At 36.0% G+C, this 19,695-nt stretch carries 17 protein-coding genes and 1 pseudogene; 5 read left to right on the top strand and 13 right to left on the bottom strand.

All coding sequences use genetic code 11. The features are described from left to right. Positions 1-8 precede the first annotated feature (8 nt). Positions 9-1,232 (top strand): class I SAM-dependent methyltransferase, encoded by a 1,224-nt coding sequence (locus tag ACK1U5_RS01815; RefSeq protein ID WP_000435776.1) that lies wholly within the window; start codon positions 9-11, stop codon positions 1,230-1,232. Then, the gene (locus ACK1U5_RS01810) at positions 1,229-2,152 is read left to right on the top strand and encodes an NAD-dependent epimerase/dehydratase family protein (RefSeq protein ID WP_000758375.1); all 924 of its coding nucleotides are present in this window, start codon (positions 1,229-1,231) and stop codon (positions 2,150-2,152) included. Before ACK1U5_RS01815 ends, ACK1U5_RS01810 begins: the two co-directional genes overlap by 4 nt. Here the strand turns inward: ACK1U5_RS01810 and ACK1U5_RS01805 are convergent. Continuing rightward, on the bottom strand, positions 2,121-2,921 hold the full coding sequence (locus tag ACK1U5_RS01805; protein WP_076774856.1) for a glycosyltransferase family 2 protein: 801 nt from the start codon (positions 2,919-2,921) through the stop codon (positions 2,121-2,123). The genes ACK1U5_RS01810 and ACK1U5_RS01805 overlap by 32 nt on opposite strands. A gap of 61 nt (positions 2,922-2,982) precedes the next feature. Next, a complete protein-coding gene (locus ACK1U5_RS01800) occupies positions 2,983-3,333 on the bottom strand; it encodes an SH3 domain-containing protein (RefSeq protein WP_000875282.1) in 351 nt (116 codons plus the stop codon). Positions 3,334-3,537: 204 nt separating this feature from the next. Here ACK1U5_RS01800 and ACK1U5_RS01795 point away from each other — a divergent pair, with 204 nt between their 5' ends. Beyond that, the gene (locus tag ACK1U5_RS01795) at positions 3,538-4,422 is read left to right on the top strand and encodes a DMT family transporter (protein ID WP_061139068.1); all 885 of its coding nucleotides are present in this window, start codon (positions 3,538-3,540) and stop codon (positions 4,420-4,422) included. A gap of 37 nt (positions 4,423-4,459) precedes the next feature. Here ACK1U5_RS01795 and ACK1U5_RS01790 read toward each other — a convergent pair whose 3' ends face one another. Further along, positions 4,460-4,585, bottom strand: coding sequence for a hypothetical protein (locus tag ACK1U5_RS01790; RefSeq protein WP_255256462.1), 126 nt, complete (start codon positions 4,583-4,585; stop codon positions 4,460-4,462). Between the two features lie 19 nt (positions 4,586-4,604). Then, positions 4,605-5,426, bottom strand: coding sequence for a pentapeptide repeat-containing protein (locus ACK1U5_RS01785; RefSeq protein ID WP_000181431.1), 822 nt, complete (start codon positions 5,424-5,426; stop codon positions 4,605-4,607). 195 nt (positions 5,427-5,621) lie between these two features. On the opposite strand from ACK1U5_RS01785, the gene ACK1U5_RS01780 reads away from it, so the two are divergent. Beyond that, a complete protein-coding gene (locus tag ACK1U5_RS01780) occupies positions 5,622-5,795 on the top strand; it encodes a DUF1272 domain-containing protein (protein ID WP_001162788.1) in 174 nt (57 codons plus the stop codon). Between the two features lie 46 nt (positions 5,796-5,841). On the opposite strand, the gene ACK1U5_RS01775 is transcribed toward ACK1U5_RS01780, so the two are convergent. From ACK1U5_RS01775 to ACK1U5_RS01740, 8 genes and pseudogenes are all read right to left on the bottom strand, one after another. Continuing rightward, positions 5,842-6,909, bottom strand: coding sequence for a lactonase family protein (locus tag ACK1U5_RS01775; RefSeq protein WP_069605302.1), 1,068 nt, complete (start codon positions 6,907-6,909; stop codon positions 5,842-5,844). Positions 6,910-7,029: 120 nt separating this feature from the next. Beyond that, on the bottom strand, positions 7,030-8,571 hold the full coding sequence (gene gntK, locus ACK1U5_RS01770; RefSeq protein ID WP_000254931.1) for a gluconokinase: 1,542 nt from the start codon (positions 8,569-8,571) through the stop codon (positions 7,030-7,032). A 109-nt stretch (positions 8,572-8,680) separates the two neighbouring features. Then, entirely contained in the window at positions 8,681-10,006 is a 1,326-nt protein-coding gene (gene gntP / locus ACK1U5_RS01765) for a gluconate permease GntP (RefSeq protein WP_001057623.1), read from the bottom strand. A 390-nt stretch (positions 10,007-10,396) separates the two neighbouring features. Next, positions 10,397-11,065 carry a fructose-6-phosphate aldolase gene (gene fsa, locus ACK1U5_RS01760; RefSeq protein ID WP_000667676.1) on the bottom strand — a complete coding sequence of 223 codons (669 nt, stop codon included), beginning with the start codon at positions 11,063-11,065 and terminating at the stop codon, positions 10,397-10,399. Between the two features lie 109 nt (positions 11,066-11,174). Further along, complete coding sequence (gene gnd, locus ACK1U5_RS01755) at positions 11,175-12,068, bottom strand: phosphogluconate dehydrogenase (NAD(+)-dependent, decarboxylating) (protein ID WP_001195925.1); 894 nt, start codon at positions 12,066-12,068, stop codon at positions 11,175-11,177. Between the two features lie 112 nt (positions 12,069-12,180). After that, positions 12,181-14,175: a transketolase gene (tkt, locus tag ACK1U5_RS01750; RefSeq protein WP_069605303.1), complete on the bottom strand. Its 1,995-nt coding sequence runs from the start codon at positions 14,173-14,175 to the stop codon at positions 12,181-12,183. A 39-nt stretch (positions 14,176-14,214) separates the two neighbouring features. Continuing rightward, positions 14,215-15,699, bottom strand: coding sequence for a glucose-6-phosphate dehydrogenase (gene zwf, locus ACK1U5_RS01745; RefSeq protein WP_000445362.1), 1,485 nt, complete (start codon positions 15,697-15,699; stop codon positions 14,215-14,217). A 348-nt stretch (positions 15,700-16,047) separates the two neighbouring features. Continuing rightward, a pseudogene (locus tag ACK1U5_RS01740) lies at positions 16,048-16,200 on the bottom strand (glucose-6-phosphate dehydrogenase); the annotation flags it as partial. 407 nt (positions 16,201-16,607) lie between these two features. On the opposite strand from ACK1U5_RS01740, the gene ACK1U5_RS01735 reads away from it, so the two are divergent. Continuing rightward, complete coding sequence (locus ACK1U5_RS01735) at positions 16,608-17,603, top strand: zinc-dependent alcohol dehydrogenase family protein (protein WP_000647254.1); 996 nt, start codon at positions 16,608-16,610, stop codon at positions 17,601-17,603. Between the two features lie 277 nt (positions 17,604-17,880). On the opposite strand, the gene ACK1U5_RS01730 is transcribed toward ACK1U5_RS01735, so the two are convergent. Next, positions 17,881-19,578 carry a M4 family metallopeptidase gene (locus ACK1U5_RS01730; protein ID WP_001058955.1) on the bottom strand — a complete coding sequence of 566 codons (1,698 nt, stop codon included), beginning with the start codon at positions 19,576-19,578 and terminating at the stop codon, positions 17,881-17,883. Between the last annotated feature and the right edge of the window lie 117 nt (positions 19,579-19,695).

Raw genomic sequence — 19,695 nt, 5'->3', positions numbered from 1 at the left:
GCTATAAAATGGAACAGAAAAAATGCCGTTTTTGCCACTCATTACTAACCAACACTTTTTTAGATTTGGGCGTTTCCCCTCTTGCTAATTCATTTGTAGCTCCTGAAAGCTCATATAAAATGGAACCTTTTTATCCGCTGCACACATTTGTTTGTAACTCTTGTTTACTCGTCCAGCTAGATGAATTTGAATCCCCACAAAATATTTTTCATAACTATTTATACTTCAGCTCTTACTCCTCAAGTTGGCTACTACACGCTAAACAATATGTAGAAATGGCGATTAAGCGTTTCAACTTAACGAAACATTCAAAAGTGATTGAAATCGCAAGTAACGATGGGTACTTATTACAATACTTTAAAAAAGAAAATATCGAGACATTGGGAATTGAACCCGCGAAAAACGTAGCAGAAATTGCTATCAAAAAAGGAATTCCTACTCATGTAAATTTTTTCAGTAATGACTTAGCAAAAAAATTGCCACAAGCTGATTTAATCGTCGCAAATAACGTATTAGCACATGTTCCAAACTTGCATGATTTTGTTGCCGGTTTAAAAACGTTATTAAAACAAGATGGCACGATAACAATTGAATTCCCACACTTATTAAACCTCATATCCTTTAAACAGTTCGATACTATCTACCATGAGCACTTTTCCTACTTCTCACTTATAAGCCTTCAAAAAGTTTTAAGTTATCATCATTTACAAATTGTTGATGTAGAAGAACTTTCAACGCATGGTGGTTCCTTACGGATTTTTGTAAACCATCTAAGTGCCCAATCAACTATCCATTCCAATGTTACAAAATTAATTCAAAAAGAAGTCGACCACGGGTTAGATACATTAGATTGCTATCTCCTTTTTTCTAAACGCATCGAACAATTGAAAATAAATATTTTAAAGTTTTTTATTGAAGCGAAAGCTTTAAACAAACAAATTATCGGTTACGGTGCTCCAGCTAAAGGAAACACCCTTTTGAATTATTGCGGGATAGGTAAAGAATTTCTAGCTTATACAGTAGATAAAAATCCTCACAAACAAAATCTCCTTTTACCAGGAACTCGTATTCCAATAAAATCTCCAGCAGAAATTAAACGTACAAAACCGGATTACATTCTTATACTTCCTTGGAATTTGAAAGACGAAATTATGAAAGAATGCTCTTTCATTCGTGAATGGGGCGGTAAATTTTTAGTGACGGTTCCAGAAATTGAGGTGATCGAGCCATGAAGAAAGTTGTTGTAACAGGTGGTAGTGGCTGGATAGGTAAATATGTTGTACATTCACTTATACAAAAGGGATATGAAGTGCACGCCACGTATAATAAAAATAACCCCTCTCACCTCCCTTGCCATTGGCATAAAGTAAACTTGCTTCGCGATGACGAAGTAAAACAATTCATTTCGGATGTTCAGCCTAGCCATCTCATTCACCTTGCTTGGGAAGCAGTGCCACCAGCATGCTATGTATCTATTAATAATTACTATTGGCTAAAGTCTAGTATTTCATTGATTCAACACTTCACAACATGCGGCGGAAAGCGTGTTGTCGTTGCAGGTACTGGCGCAGAGTACGAATGGTTTAACGGCGTATTATTTGAAGATTCACCGCTCCTTTCCTATAAAACCCCGTATTCTTTATGTAAAAATGCACTGCACTCCTGGCTAGAAACGTATGCACAACAAACAGGCCTCAGCATGTGTTGGGGCCGCATTTTTCATATGTATGGACCTCACGAACAAGGTAATCGGCTCGTTTCTAACATTATCACTTCCTTATTAAAAAACGAGGAAGCACTATGTACACATGGAAAACAATCAAGAGATTTCCTCCATGTGAGTGACGTCGCTGACGCTCTCGTAACAATATTAGAACACAGCGTTACAGGCACCATCAATATCGCTTCTGGTCAATCTGTACAAATTAAAAAGTTAGCTTCTATCATTGCTAAAAAGATAGGAAAAGAACATTTAATTAAACTAGGTGCAATCCCTTTCTCTAAAGATGAACCTTTATTTGTCGGGGTTAATGTAGAACGTTTAAAAACTGAAGTAAACTGGAAACCAACATACGATCTAAATACAGGAATTGAAGAAACAATTTTATGGTGGAAATCATTTATACAAAAACATAACGATATGCATCATTAAAACGTAAATCCTTCGTTCCTCTCGCTAATTCCTTATACCATTCTCCTAATCTTTCCGACGTAATAATATGGTGCGTCCCCATTCCCCCATGCTTACTAGCTTCAGAAAGAGTCGGACCAATTTGTAACTTTCTCTTTCTCATCGCATCGTTCCACGGACTAAACCCAAACCATAATATACAGGCAAGAGGTGGATAAATCATCGATTCATGCGCAGATAAATGTCTTCCAACCGTATAACTTCCATGCTCATGATTATGAATAAATCTACCTCTTCTCCATAACGGCCAATCTTCTGGTAAATAACCATGAAATCGCTGTTTCATTAAAGGTATTCCAAAGTTAAGGTCCGGATAGTTGTAGTTAGGATCATCAACCATAATAAGCCCGTCCAGCCAATACATCCTCCCCCCCAATTCATTTAGCGATTTCCAAAACTGATTTTTATCTTGCACGCAAAGAAACTCAGTCGTATTTAAAATCATTTTCCATCCTTGTACTTCTTGTTCTATCCTCATCACTTCATGATCTGTCGCATATGCATCAAACTCTGGATTTACAGAATCTCGCACCTCCCAATGCGGTGCGAATTTTTTACAAATCTCAACGGAACGATCTGTTGAACCTTTATTAATTAAAATACCATGATCAAAAAGTTTCGTATGATGCATAAGCCACCATGGCAATAAATACTCTTCATTGTAAAAATGTGAAATAACGGTTGTAGTTATAATAATCTCCTCCTCTTTCTCTATTAATCTACTTTTTATCCTACAACCAATATACTCATAAGCAAAAATATGTTTCCTAATTATTGATCAAATATTATTATTAATATTTTTGTAAGTTTTCCTTTGGTACCCAGCCCTTCTCACCATCTCTTCCTTCGCCCCAAACCCATCCATTGAATTCTTCTAATCCAATCACTCTTTCTCCAATACTCACATTTAATTCTTTCGCAGTATATTGTTTTATAATAATTCCTGTTCCATTCATATCTTTTTTTATAATTTGCTCCGGAACCCATCCTTTCCGGTCATATTTCTCTTCGTGACAAAACATCCAGTTTTCCCAGTTTTCCGGACCAGCGTAACTCTCTATCATTTTCACTACATCCCCCTCTTCTAAGCGAATTGGATTAGGATAATTGCTAACATGTGATTTTATAACGATATATTTCATAACAACCTCCAATAATCAGAAAATTAAGTTATAATATCATTATAACTTAAAGAGGAGGAATGCACGCATGTACTACAACACTTCATTCGAAAACGATCAACCTGTAGGCCGTCTATAAACTAAGACGGGCAATCATATAACACATACACTACGCCTCGTCTTAGGGAACTCATAATACCCTAAAAATAGACGGAGGTACTTTACATGAAACAAACAATTGTAGGAGCTATATGTTTATCACTAGCAGCAAGTATATGGGGTGGTATGTATGTTGTTAGCAAATACGTACTCGATTTTATCCCACCACTAACACTCGTTTGGCTACGCTTTATCATTGCTTTTGTTGTTTTGTATGGCATTTTGAAACTAGCTGAGAAAAAACAAAAGAAAAAAGTAAACATTCGCAAAAAAGATTGGCTCCTCTTCGCTTGGATAGGATTTATTGGATATTTCATTTCAATCACATGCCAATTTATCGGAACAAAATTATCCGACGCTCATACAGGCTCGTTAGTTACATCAGCTACGCCTGCATTTATGGTTATATTTGCAGCGCTCATTTTGAAAGAAAAACTAACCGCTCGTAGACTTTTATCTACTATAATAGCGACAATCGGTGTCATTATCGTAATCGGATGGGATATTGAAATTGGCTCCTATTTTATCGGAACAATCATTTTAGTTGGAGCCGCTATTACGTGGGCCTTACTATCTATTTATGTAAAAAGCGCTTCAATCCAATTTTCATCCTTAGTTATTACAACGTATGCCATATTCTTTTCACTCTTTTTTATTACACCTTTTATGATATGGGAACTACAAACATCCTCTATCGGAACAGTAAATACGTACGTAATATTAGGCGTATTATACTTAGGTATTGTCTCAACAGCAGGTGCCTTTTTCCTTTGGAATAAAGGATTAGAATTAATAGATGCAAGCATCGGTTCCTTATTTTTCTTCTTCCAACCTATTGTTGGATCATTACTTGGCTGGCTCTTATTAAATGAGACATTAAATAGTAACTTTTTTATTGGCGGTATTCTTATTATATGTAGCGTTTTAATTACTACTTTTGAAAAGAAATAAAAAGCAGGCAGAGATTTTTAGTCTCTGCCTGTTCGCATTATTGGATCTTGGTCATGAAAACCAATACAAATCGGTATATATCATAATACTTCGCTTCTATTTGCTCTACTGCTAACGAAAAGACATCCTCTTGCATCTCTTCTAAATACTGAAATATATCCACACTAAACACTCCTCACTCTTTACGCACTCCAATGCGATGGACGGGATAACATTTTCGGTAATTTCGTATGCTTATCCCCTTTCGCTGCGTTAATTTGAACTTGCGTCAGAAAAATACTATTTGTAAAATCAGCCCCGCGAATATCTGCATCTCTTAAATCTGCTCCGATAAGATCTGCTCCTCTTAAATTTGCTCCATTTAAGTTAGCCGCAATTAAGTAAGCACCCCTTAAATTTGCACCTTGTAAATTTTTCTTTTTCAAATTTGCTCCCATAAGATCTGCTCCGCGGTGAATGATTCGTTTCTTACGTGCAGTATTCATTTCCTTCCATACTAATTCGCTCGTTTCTAAAAGAAGAATGTTCACCTCTGCCCTATGCATTGGAACATTTATTTTCATTAACTCATCTGGATTTAAATTCGAAAGTCGCTCTGTCTCCTCAATTGCGGTCTCCAGCTCTTTATGAATTGGCTGTGTTGCCTTTAAAAGAATCGCTTCATTCAAATACCAAAGCATTTCATGAAGTTGATGCATAACCGGAAAAGCATCGTACATTTTTCTTGCATGCTTTGCATCTTTCCGCCAATCAATCCCTTTAAACGTACCCTGAGAAATCTTCTGCCCAGCACCGAAACACTCAAATACTGTACAACCTTTATAACCTTTTCCTCTAAGATTTTTATGTATACTACATTTAAAATCTGATTGTAAGTTAGAACATGGTTTACCACCATCTTTATTCACTGCAAAATCTACCGATGCTGCGAACGGTAATGCAACGCAACATAGACCAAAGCATTTTTCGCAGTTTGCTTTTAAATGATCATTATGATTAGTCAAAATCTATACCCCCTGTTGTCTTTTGACTATTTCATAATATTCCAACTGTAATAAATAATCAATTTTAAAATAAACCAGCATCTTTCGTTTCAATTCATAACTTTATCATTCGATTTCCTTTCAATTGAAAAGGACTATTTCTATTTAATGAATTATAATTAAATTATAAATTTTCTAACTAAAAGGAGACTTATTATGGCACTAGAAATGAAAACAAACTGTCAAATTTGCGATCAATCGCTCGAACAAGATTCTGAAGCATACATTTGTGTATATGAATGTACATTTTGCGCACCATGTACAGAAGAAAGACATAACGTTTGTCCAAACTGCGGCGGCGAATTAGTACGTAGACCGAAAAAGAAATAATAAAAAGCAAAGCGATATCGCTTTGCTTTTGTTTAGGCATCTGAAATTATATATTTAAAAACTTCACACAAACAGGCTCTGGCACAACAACATCAGATTGTAAAAGTGTTAACTTACCTGTAGATTCATCTCTTGAAAATAACACAAGATTATGTGACTTTTCATTTGTAGCAACAAGAAACTTTTCAGTAGGATCTAATACAAAGTCCCTTGGCCAATTTCCTTCTGTAGATGTATGTTCCACAAATGTAAGCTGGCCTGAGTTTTGATCTACGCTATAAACAGCGATACTATTATGACCACGATTACCTGCATATACAAAGCGGCCGTCAGAAGAAATATGGATAGCACTGCCTTGACTATTTTCATCAAATTGTTCTGGAAGAGTAGAAATGTACTGTAATTCTGTAAAGGATCCTTCTTCCGAGTTATATGTTAGCGCAATAACCTCTGAACTAAGCTCCGTCATTACATAAGCGTATTTTCCATTTGGATGAAAAGCAATGTGTCTTGGTCCACTTCCCGGATTCACAGACAGGCTATTCACTTCTATTAATGTACTATCTTTTACTTCATACGTAATTATTTTATCTATCCCTAAATCAACGCCCACTACATATTTTTCATCAGGAGTGTACCCCGCGTAATGTGCATGTGGTTTTTCTTGTCTTTCTTTATTCGGACCTGAACCTTCATGTGCCATAATAGATGAAGCAGGATTTACAGTTCCATTTTCTTCATTTATTTCAAAAGACTCAATTGTTCCTTTATGGTAATTTGCTGTAACTACTGTATGATTTCCACTATCAACACTAATATGACAAGGAGAAGCCCCTTCTACTACTTGTCTATTTTTCACTTTTAGTTCTCCAGTATGACTATCAATGGAATAAGCAGCTACACCGCCAGATTCGCCTTCCTTAACAACAGAATAGAGATATTCATTATTTCGGTTAATCGTTACATATGTAGGGTTATCCAGCTTAGCAGTAAGTGTTACATTACCAATTTTTTTTGCTTCCGTGTCTAAAATAAACTTATATATTCCTTCGCTATTTTCTTTCGTGTAAGTCCCAACATATCCGATAAACTCTTTGTTATCCTTCATTTTCATAACCCTCTCTCCCTATATTTTTCGTTCATCATACTTTTTAAAATATTTTATGTTGAAAGAGTATCCTAAAAAATCGGAGTACCTCTTTATACGTTACCATATTTTCTTGGTAAATAGCTTTTAAACCCACTTTTTTTGATACGCTGCTATACTTTCATATTCTTCTTCCAATTGACGGGACAAACGGATATAGATTGGCGTTAAATCTTTATATTTTTCCACACTTTCCATGTTTGGCTCATGATGAAAATCTGCACCTACCATTTCAGAAACTACGGATAATGTATCTATTTCACCTAAACTATATAAACCGAGGATTGCAGCTCCTAAGCAAGAGCTTTCGAAACTTTCCGGAACATATACGTCTTGATGGAAAATATCCGCCATCATCTGTCTCCAAAGTTCCGACCTTGCAAAACCGCCTGTCGCTTGAATTTTTTTCGGTTCGCCAATTAGTTCTTTTAAAGCGAGAAGAACTGTATATAAGTTATAAATTACTCCTTCTAAAACAGCACGTATCAGATGTTCTTTCTTATGATGCAATCCGAGTCCAAAGAAAGATCCTCGCGCATTTGCATTCCATAAAGGAGCCCTTTCCCCCGCTAAATACGGGTGAAATAATAAACCGTCAGATCCCGGATTCACTTTTGCTGCTATTTCAGTAAGCACCTCATATGGATCTTTTCCTAAGCGCTTTGCAAGTTCAATCTCTGAAGTGCCCAATTGGTCACGAGCCCACCTGAAAATCATACCGCCGTTATTAACTGGTCCACCGATTACCCAATGGTCTTCAGTTAACGCATAACAAAAAATTCTACCTTTTGGATCTGTTACAGGACGATTTGTTACAGCACGTATCGCACCGCTTGTACCAATTGTAACAGCCACAACGCCAGGATCTATTGCATTTACACCTAAATTAGATAGTACTCCATCACTCGCTCCTACTACAAAAGGCGTAGAAACAAGTACATTCATCTCTTTGGCAAACTCTTCATCTAATCCTGTTAAACTGTGCGTTGTTGGAACAAGCTTTGAAAGCTTTTCATCTGTAATTCCTGCTACATGTAAAGCCTCTTCATCCCACTTTAAAGATTTTAAATTGAACATTCCTGTCGCTGATGCTATAGAATAATCAATTACATATTCTTTATATAACTTGTAAAAAACATATTCTTTAATAGAAATGAATTTATAACTTTTTGCGAATAACTCTGCTTGCTCATTCTGTAGCCAAACTAATTTCGAAAGTGGTGACATCGGATGAATTGGTGTCCCAGTACGAAGATAAATTTCATGACCATTCATATCATTCTTTATTTTCTCCGCCCAGCTTGCACTTCTATTATCTGCCCAAGTGATACATCTCGTTAACGGCTTTCCCTTTTCATCTACAGCAATGATACTATGCATTGCCGAACTAAAAGAGACACAAAGAATATCATTCGGCTGTACACTACTTATTCGTACAGTTTCTTTAATCGTATTTATTACTGCATGAAAGATTTCTTCTGGGTCTTGTTCTGCTGTTTCAGGTGTAGGAGAATATAAAGGATATTCAATTCCATGACTAGCAATAACAGATCCATCAGTAGAAAATAGAACTGATTTTGTACTAGTTGTCCCAATATCTACACCAATCATATATTTTGAGCTCACCATCTCTTCCTCCTAACAAAAAATTGCTACAGTATCCCACCATAAAAATACATTCCTTTTATCTATTGATAACGTTGTATGCCACAATTATCTAAATAGAAACATCTTTATCTTAAACAAACATATCGAGTAGTAAAACGCCTCCAAAAGCGATAAATGAAAGTAACGTTTCTAATACTGTCCATGTTTTAAATGTTTCTTTCACTGTTAAGCCTAGGTATTCTTTTACCATCCAGAACCCAGCATCGTTTACGTGAGAAAACATTAACGCTCCTGCACCTGTTGCAATAACGAGTAACTCTAAGTTCACACCTGTCGTATTTTCAACGATTGGCGAAACGATACCGGCTGCTGTTGTTAAAGCGACTGTCGCTGACCCTGTCGCAATTCGAATTAACCCAGCTACTATAAATGCTAATACAATTGGAGATAGAGCTAAATGCTCAGACATTTGAGCAATAGCATTCCCTACCCCACTATCGATGAGAATTTGCTTAAATCCCCCACCAGCACCAATAATCGCAACAATTGAACCAATTGGTAATAAGCTATCTTCTGTTATCTTCTTAATAGCTTTTTTATCGATACCTTGACGAAATCCAAGAAAATAGAACGCCGCAAAACATGCAATCAATAGTGCAATTATAGGACTACCGATTAATGTGACAATCTTCATCAAAGTATTAGAAAGAGGCACATAAGGAGCTGCTGCAGCTAAAACCATTAACATAACAGGTAACAATATAACTAAAAATGAAACTCCTATTCCTGGTAATTTCGTTGATTTTGTATTTACACGAATCAATTCCGGCTCATTTTCAGGAATTACACGTTTGTGAATCCATTTCGCAAATATAGGACCTGCAATAATCGCTGCAAAAAATGTAATAATGAGTGAATACATTAGTACCTTCCCAAGATTCGCTTTATAAATACCAATTGCAACTATGGCCCCTGGATGCGGAGGAACAAGGCCGTGTACGACAGATAGCCCAGCAATTGCTGGTAATGCTATCAATAAAATATTTTGTTTCGTTGTTTTATGAATTGAAATTACTAACGGCAGTAATATTAAAATGCCTACTTCAAAAAACACCGGGATTCCAATAATAAAACCTGCAATTAACATCGCCCATGGTAAGTTTTTTATCCCAAAGGATTTAATAAAGAACTCTGCCACTTGCATTCCAGCACCTGACTCTGCCATCATTTTCCCTAAAATTGTACCTAATACTAAAATACCTACTAAATGCCCGAGAACACTGCCGACTCCCGTTTCATAAGCACTCACTATTTTATCCATTGGCATCCCAGACATAATTGCTAAAAACAAACTTGCAATCGTTAAACTAATAAATGCATGCCATCTCCACCACGATACCCCTAAAATAACAATTACGATTGATAATAATGTAATCATTAAAAGGTACATATTCATACGCAGTTCCACCCCTTTATGTAAACCCTTTCAAAATTGCTATACAATTAAGAGAACCTATATAGTTCTTTCATGAGTAAGAATTTATATATCGATATACAAATCATCTTCACAAAATAATAATTTATACAAAAAGAATCTCCCTTATCAGAGATACATGTTAACTCACCTCTCTGATAAGGGGATTTCTCTTCCATAATTATAATGTTATTGTGATAAACGCTTCGCGCGATCAATTTTCCCTTTTTTAAAAGTGAATGACACTTTCTTCTCTTGCTATTTTCACGTAGTAAGACTACAAACTCAGTATCCACTTTAAACGATGAAGTTACTTAGGATTTGTCTTCTCATGAAAAACAACTTTCGGAAAGCACCTTCACTTTCATAACATTATAATTTAGGCGCTTTCGCCCAATCAGCAGCAAATTTCTCAATACCTTGGTCTGTTAATGGGTGCATAGCAAGTTGTTCAATTACTTTATAAGGGATTGTTGCAATGTGAGCACCTGCCATCGCTACACGAGTTACATGATCTGGATGTCTAACAGAAGCCGCAATAATTTGTGTATCTAGTTGATGAACATCGAATAATTCAGCAATTTTAGCAACTAATAGTACACCATCTTCAGAAATATCATCTAAACGTCCTAAAAATGGAGAAACGTACGTTGCACCTGCTCGAGCAGCTAAAAGTGCTTGGTTCACCGTGAAAATAAGTGTAACATTCGTTTTCACACCTTTTTCAGTAAGGTAGCGACAAGCTTCTAATCCTGCTAACGTCATCGGAAGTTTAATTGTAACTTTTTCATCGCCACCGTTAATTTTAATCAGTTCTTCTGCTTGGGCGATCATCTCTTCAGCTGTAACAGCATCTGGCGTTACTTCTGCCGAAACAGATTCAACTTTAGGAACTGCCTGACAAATTTCTGCAATACGGTCTTCAAATTTAATGCCCTCTTTTGCTACTAAAGAAGGATTCGTTGTAACACCAGCTAAAACTCCAAGTTTATATGCTTTTTTTATATCCTCAAGATTTGCAGTATCAATAAAAAATTTCATGATTAATTCCCTCCAGTTTTTAAACGTTGATGAGTTACATGTTTAATATGCTTATCCCGTAAAAGCCCGATTTGTGTGGAATGAAGCCCCTACTTATTAAAGTTTCACTTTATTTCTTTTCTACTGCATGTCCGCCAAATTCATTGCGCAGAGCTGCTACAACTTTTCCTGTAAATGTATCATTGTCTAATGAGCGGTAGCGCATTAATAGAGACATTGCAATAACAGGAGTTGCTGTTTGAAGGTCTAATGCTGTTTCTACTGTCCATTTTCCTTCACCAGAAGAATGCATAACACCCTTAATCTCATCCAGTTTTGCATCTTTAGAAAATGCATTTTCTGTTAATTCCATTAACCAAGAACGAATCACTGAACCGTTGTTCCATACTCTTGATACTTTTTCATAATCGTAGTCAAATTCACTTTTCTCTAGAATCTCAAATCCTTCACCAATAGCAGCCATCATACCGTATTCAATTCCGTTATGAACCATTTTTAAGAAGTGACCACTACCAGCTTTTCCAGCATATAAGAATCCATTTTCTACAGCAGTATCGCGGAAGATAGGTTCAACGATGTCCCAAGCTTCTTGATCTCCTCCGATCATGTAACAAGCACCATTACGAGCGCCTTCCATTCCGCCAGAAGTTCCTGCATCCATAAAGTGAATGCCATCTTTCTTTAATTGCTCATATCGGCGGATAGACTCTTTATAATGTGAATTACCAGCTTCAATTAAAATATCTCCTTTTGATAAAAGTGGTGTAACCTCATCAATAACAGAATCAACAACAGCGTGTGGTACCATTACCCAAAGAATTCTTGGTGATTGTAATGACTGAACAAGTTCACTTAAACTAGATGTACCTGTTGCCCCGTACTCTTTCATTTCTTCTACTGCGCTCGTATTTAAATCAAATGCTACTACTTCATGTTTATGATCCATTAAATTTTTCCCTAAATTTAATCCCATTTTACCTAACCCAATTAATCCTACTTGCATAATATAATTCCTCCTCAAATCATCTTTTATTAAAAATCCATATCACTACAATCTGGAATACCTTTCAGCACTGAAATTTTAATATGTACAGAAAGATATTCACAGTCATAGCTTAAGAATTCAACACATTTTTTGTAATTTGAACAACATTTTCTGTCGTAAATCCAAATAGATTCATGACTTCAGCTCCAGTACCTGAAGCTCCAAATGTTTCAATTGATATTACTTTTCCTTCTTGTCCTACATAACGTTCCCAACCAAGAGATACACCCATTTCAAGAGATACTCGTTTCGTTATAGAAGACGGAAGAACGGATTCTTTATATTCGTTCGATTGGCGATCGAATAACTCCCAGCTCGGCATTGCAACGATGCGAACAGAAACTTGATCTTCTTCTAATTTTGCTTTCGCACTAGCAGCTAAGGATACTTCAGAACCTGTCGCAATTAAAATCACATCCGGATTTTCATTTGTTTGTGTTAATACGTAAGCTCCTTTAGAGAAATTCTCTATGTTCGCTTTCGTTTCATTAAACACCGGTAAATTTTGACGACTCAGTACTAAAACGACTGGACCATCCGTTTGCTGTAAAGCATACGCCCAAGCACTTGCTGTTTCATTTGCATCTGACGGGCGGATAACTGTTAAACCAGGAATTGCTCGAAGAGCTGCCAATTGTTCAATTGGTTCATGCGTTGGACCATCTTCTCCTACAGCAATCGAATCATGTGTAAATACGTAAGTAACAGGTAACTTTTGCAGTGCAGCCAGTCGAATGGACGGACGAAGATAATCATTAAATACAAAGAATGTACTTACGAAAGGTTTTACTCCTCCATGAAGCGCCAATCCATTCGCTGCAGCGCCCATTGCATGTTCACGTACACCGAAATATATATTTCGTCCAGCATATGATTCTACTGCATATACTGCTTCACCTTTTATATCTGTCATCGTAGAATGAGAAAGATCCGCACTTCCACCGAAAATAGAAGGAATCGATTTCACATAATGATTAATAGCTTCCCCACTTGCAACACGAGTAGAAATTGTTTTTTCAGTATCAAAGGATAGAATGTCTTTCGCTTCAATTAAAACCTCACCTGTAATCGCTTTTTCTAATTCATCTGCCAGTGTAGGATTCGCTTCTCTGTATAAGTTGAACTGCGCATTCCAGTCATTGTCTTTTTCAATACCTTTTTGTTTTAGTTCATTAAAATGAGCTTTTACTTCTTCAGGTACAAAGAAATCTTCCTCATAATCCCAACCATACACTTGTTTTGTCGCTGTCGCTTCTTCTACTCCAAGCGGATTACCATGTGCTTTGTTCGTTCCAGCAACTTTTGGACTTCCATAACCTATAATGGTTCTAATTTCTATAAGAGTAGGTTGATCCGTATTTTCTTTCGCTGATTGAATAGCTTTTGTAATCGCATCAACATCGTTTCCATCTTCAACTCTTACATATTGCCAATGTACAGATTCTGCCCTTTTCTGAATATCTTCAGAGAAAGCAATGCCTAATTCACCATCAAGTGAAATTTCATTTGAATCATACAGTACAATTAACTTGCCAAGTTTCATATGTCCTGCCATTGACATCGCTTCATAAGCGACACCCTCCATTAAGTCACCATCTCCGACTAAAGCGTACGTATTGTGATCTATAATAGAGTGACCATCCTTATTAAACTTCGCCGCTAAATGAGCTTCTGCCATTGCCATTCCTACAGCATTAGCAATCCCTTGTCCTAACGGGCCTGTAGTCGCTTCAACTCCAGGAGTATGCCCAAACTCAGGATGTCCAGGTGTTTTACTATTTAACTTTCTGAAATTTTTCAAGTCATCAATTGAAACGTCATATCCAGCTAAATGAAGTAGGCTATATAACAGACTAGATCCATGTCCCGCCGATAAAACGAAACGATCACGGTTAAACCATTCTGGGTGATTAGGATTGTAATTTAAATGATTCGCCCATAATGCATAAGCCATTGGTGCTGCTCCCATCGGAAGACCTGGATGACCTGAGTTTGCCGCATTAATAGCATCAATCGATAACGTACGAAGTGTATTCACTGCTAATTGATTTATGTTTTGTGTCATAGTAATCGTCCCCCTAAATGCTTTCATTAAAGAAAGTACTTATTTTTCCGTCTCTTGATCTAACCACCATTTAAATCCACTTTCTTGTAACAGTTCATTAGACGCTTCTGGACCATATGAACCAGACTCATATTCATGAAGCGGTAATAAGTTTTCCTCGAACGCTTCAAGAATTGGTTGTACCCATTCCCATGACAATTCAACTTCTCTCCAATGTGCAAAGAATGTAGCGTCTCCACTCACAGCATCATGAATGAGTCTTTCATACGCTTCAGGTACTCCCACATCCGCTTGCTCACAAGTAAAGTTAATACGCATCGGTTCAATTTCTCCATTTTTCAATGGATTTTTACTGTTTAACTGTAATGAAACGTTCTCACCTGGGCTAATTTCAATTATTAATAAGTTAGGTGCTGCATTTGGATTATTATCTTGATATTGCTGTTTTAACGTATTTTTAAATTCGATTACAATACGAGTAGACTTTTCTTTCATTCGTTTGCCTGTTCGTATATAGAAGGGAACGCCAGTCCAAAATGGATTATCGATCCACAGGCGAGCAGCAACAAATGTGTCTATGTTAGAAGAAGGATTTACTCCTGGCTCCTCTTTGTATGCTACAACTTGCCCGCCTTTTATCTCACCTGCAGCGTATTGTCCGCGAATGATATGGCTTTGAACGTCTTCTTTTTTCACTTTACGAAGCGTTTCCATTACCTTTCGCTTTTCCTCTCGAATTTCACATGCATTAACCTTTTCCGGCAGATTCATAGCAGTCATCATTAATATTTGTAACATATGATTTTGAACCATATCTCGAATGGCCCCTGCCTGGTCATAATATCCTGCCCTTTCTTCAACCCCAACTGTTTCACTCGCTGTGATTTGTACATTCGCTATATGTTCTTTATTCCAAATTGATTGGAGAACAGGATTTGCAAATTCTAATGCTTCAAGATTTTGAATCATCGGTTTACCTAAATAATGATCGATACGGTATATCTCGTCTTCTTCAAACGTGCGACTAAGCTTATCGTTAAGCTCACGAGCAGATGTAAGGTCGTGCCCGAATGGTTTCTCAATCATCAGACGTTTCCATCCATCCGTTTTATCAAGTCCGCTTTCCTTAATATTTAAAGCAATGGTCTCGAAAAATTCAGGAGCAACGGAAAGATAGAACATTCTATTCCCTTTTATATGTAATTCTTCTTCCCTTTCACGAACGACTTGTAATAACCTCTCATAGTCTTCCGGCTTACTCACATCTAATGGACAATAGCGAAAATTATCTAAAAAACCTTCGAGTTCCGGAGTACCTTCTTCTCTATGACGGGAAAACGTCTCTATTGATTCTTTTATTCTTTCTTGAAAATCTACATGAGATACTTGACGTCTCCCAAGCCCGATAACGGATATTTGCTTTGGAAGCTTTTGATCTCTATATAAATTATATAGTGCTGGGTAAATTTTGCGTTTTGCTAAGTCCCCTGTCGCTCCAAATAAAACAAAGGTCATTGATTCCAATTTCAGTCCCCCTCTTGTTGTATAATCCTTGTCAATATTTTAAAAATGAATTGTACAGAAGCTCATGTTTTATAAAAACAAAGAGTTATCAAATCCCAATTCTTTTTATACCTTTCGCTTTTTAATTGTCCCCAATATTAATAGTGGCAATTCAAAGCATTTCTACCACAACTTACTTATTTATAGAATTTAACGAAACATTTTATATCAAATTACTTTTAGTAATTAAATAATCTTATATCTAATATATTAACCACATAAATTATTATCGTCAATAAAAATGTCTTGAATTACATACGATTTATTTCGTAATACTTTTCTAAGTGTATTCCTAGTTACCATTCATTTTCAAAGATAATGATCGTTATAATAAATATCATTTTCATCAAAATATTCAATTAATTTAACACTAAACTCACGAGCAGACGTTACATTATAACCAAAAGGCTTCTCTATAATAAGACGATTTAATCCTTTTGTAGCTCACAATCCACTTTCTTTCCTTCATTCATATAAATCTATACTTTTCATATTTCTACTCAAAATTGATAGGCAATACTGTAACACCACATTGTTGCCTATTGTAATCGTTATAACTTTCTTTGTGCTACGAGTGTTATTATAAATCGGCCATAACATGAATAGCAGTACGTACTTTAAAGTGATGTAGCACTTTAAAATACCTATACTAAGTGAGTAATAATAAACATAATGAATAAATCATGCTGCAAAAATAACATCTACCCTTTCTTCAAAAAGCTTTACAGTAGTTTTTAGAAGTACGTTACATTATTTCATTTCATGCACTTTCCCCTTCTCTATATAAAATTCTCACTAACAAAATTCAAAATATTATACTTATTTTTCGTACTTTGCTATGCTATAACCACAAACAGGAGGTATAAACTATGAAAGCACAAATTATCCATTCTTTTGGGGATTCATCTGTATTTCAATTAGAAGAAGTTTCAAAACCGAAACTTTTACCAGGTCATGTTCTAATCGATGTAAAAGCAACAAGTGTAAATCCAATCGATACAAAAATGCGTAGTGGGGCCGTTTCAGCCGTCGCTCCTGAGTTTCCAGCTATATTACACGGCGATGTAGCTGGTATTGTTATTGAAGTAGGAGAAGGTGTTTCGAAATTCAAATCAGGGGATAAAGTATACGGATGTGCCGGAGGTTTTAAAGAAACTGGAGGTGCACTTGCAGAATTTATGCTTGCTGATGCACGATTAATTGCTCACAAACCTAATAATTTAACAATGGAAGAAGCTGCTGCTCTACCATTAGTTGCAATTACAGCTTGGGAATCTTTATTTGATCGTGCAAATATTAAACCTGGTCAAAATGTTCTCATTCATGGAGCTACTGGTGGCGTAGGACACGTAGCCATTCAACTAGCTAAATGGGCAGGCGCTAAAGTTTTTACAACAGCTTCTCAGCAAAACAAAATGGAAATAGCCCATCGTTTAGGAGCCGATATAGCTATTAATTATAAAGAAGAATCTGTTCAAGAATATGTACAAAAACATACGAACGGAAACGGATTTGAAGTTATATTTGATACAGTAGGCGGCAAGAATCTTGATCATTCTTTTGAAGCTGCTGCGGTCAATGGAACTGTCGTAACTATTGCAGCTCGTTCAACCCATGACCTCTCTCCTTTACACGCAAAAGGACTCTCTCTGCACGTTACTTTTATGGCATTAAAAATATTACATACAGATAAGCGTAATGATTGCGGAGAAATCTTAACGAAAATAACGCAAATTGTAGAAGAAGGAAAACTTCGTCCATTGCTAGATTCTAAATCTTTTACGTTTGATGAAGTTGCACAAGCACATGAATATTTGGAGTCAAATAAAGCAATAGGTAAAATAGTTTTGAAAAACGTTTGGTAACTTTCACTAAATAAAATGTTTGTTGTTGGGAAATAACAGCGAGATCGCTTCGCCTTATCTTTTTCTTAAGAGGCGTGCCACAACCTTAAAAGCTTTCCATCCTTTACAACAAGTAAAAAAATAACAGCTAAATTTTGAGGTGGGGGTCTTACTGCCCAGCAAATAGCGGGATAACATTCAAAAAAACCTTGCAGAAAAATTCTACAAGGTTTTTGTCTATAAATACAAATTAATCACTATATTAAAATGAAAGAGTTTGTAATTCATCACAATAATATTAAATATACGCTGCTTTAAAGGCTTGTTGGACAGCTTGTACTTCTAATGAGTCTTTACCATATAAGTTCGTTGCTACACGAATACAAGCTTCTTTTAATTCTTTAAAATCAGAAGTCATATTTAATTCATCCGTATTTGCATAATAGAAAATATCAAACATTTTATCTTCTCCAATGCCATGTACGTTTACTCCATTATGGCTTCCACCACTAGCAATCAAGTAAGCTACTTTATTAATAATGCTAGAGTTCGTGTGTACACCACCATGATCGTGGTCAGCATCAATAGGTAAGTTATTATAATGCCTATAATCCTCTGGATATCTAGAAGAGATAGATGATGGGTTTTTCATATCTCTAAAAATACGACCTGATTGTTCTCCCATTGTCCAATTGAACTTTCCGTTATTGGCATACTTTTCAACTGCTACTCCTAAAATATCAGATAACGCTTCATTAATTGCACCAGCTTCTCCTGCGTACTCAAGTCCAGACTCATTTCTTGTAACCGCGTGTGTAAATTCATGTCCTGCCACATCAAATGCTCTAACAATTGGATCTCCGTATACTAGCATAGCGCCATTACTAAATGCATTAAACCACTGCTTAGGATTTCCTTTATTCGTACCATTTGTGTTCCAACCATGAACGACAGAAATTACTTTTTGTCCGTTATTATCAAAGCTGTTACGGCCATATTTTTCTTGATAAAAATCATATACTTTCGTTGCTAAATAATGGGCACTAACTGCTTTAGGATCTGTAAAATTTGTAGAATTACTTGTTACTAAATCATCGAGATAACCCCATACATTTCTTCTATAATTATTATAATCTTTATAATTAGCAGTATATGTTTCAATTCCCTTACCACGAGAATAATCTGCAAGCATGTACGTTCCATCACTTCTTTGTGTAATTCCAAACGTACGATTAATACCTAAGTCATCTTTTCCTGTACCTGTTAATTTTGAAGGATCTGTTGATTTATTTGATGTCGCAGATTGGACAATACTACTCTCTACTTGTATACCCAATTTTTGAACGAGTTCTTTTAATAGATTACCACCAAAAGCATCAATTAATACTGTACCGGATACATATTCAGGTGTAGATGCACTAAAAGTAATTTGATATGCGTTTGTAGCTTTATTTGTATTTTCATCTACATATACCACTTGTTTAATTTCTGGTTCTTCAATAAATGTGAGATCATTTCCATAGATGTTGAAAAGCTGTTTCTTTGCATCCTCTTCTGATAGAGTAATAGGTTGTTTCAAATCTTCCTGTTGTTGTAAATTTTGGGCACTATCTCCCGAAACGCTCGTAAGTACACCATCATCATTAATATGTGCTGTTAGTTGATATCCGTATACATCACGTCCTTCATACGTTTGTTGAAGACGTACCAATGTAGTACCATCATAGGATTTACGACTTTGCGTAACATTATAATTAACTTTGGATTCCGTATTAACTTGCTTTGATGATAATGCTTGTTCTGTTTTTCCTTTTAGTGCATCCTTTGCTACATTTTCTGCCGAATTTTGAGAAGGTGCTGTTAAATTACCTGTTCGGAACGTATCTTCCTTTGTTTCCACTTTTAAATCTTCTGTTTCCGCATGTACTCCTCCATAAGGCATAATCGCCGATAACACCACTCCTGTAGTTAAACCTACCTTTACGAAATTATTCATATTTTTACCCCTTTATAATCGTATTATTAAATTAAATAAATGCATTTTAGAATTTTAAGCATAGATAAAAAATTTTAACTATAGCCAATCGTTTTTACATACCTCTACATACATAGG

The sequence above is a fragment of the Bacillus sp. XB1 genome (genome assembly GCF_053557995.1).
The sequence above is the reverse complement of the archived record's forward strand: the minus strand, read 5'-3'. Positions and strand labels throughout refer to the sequence as shown.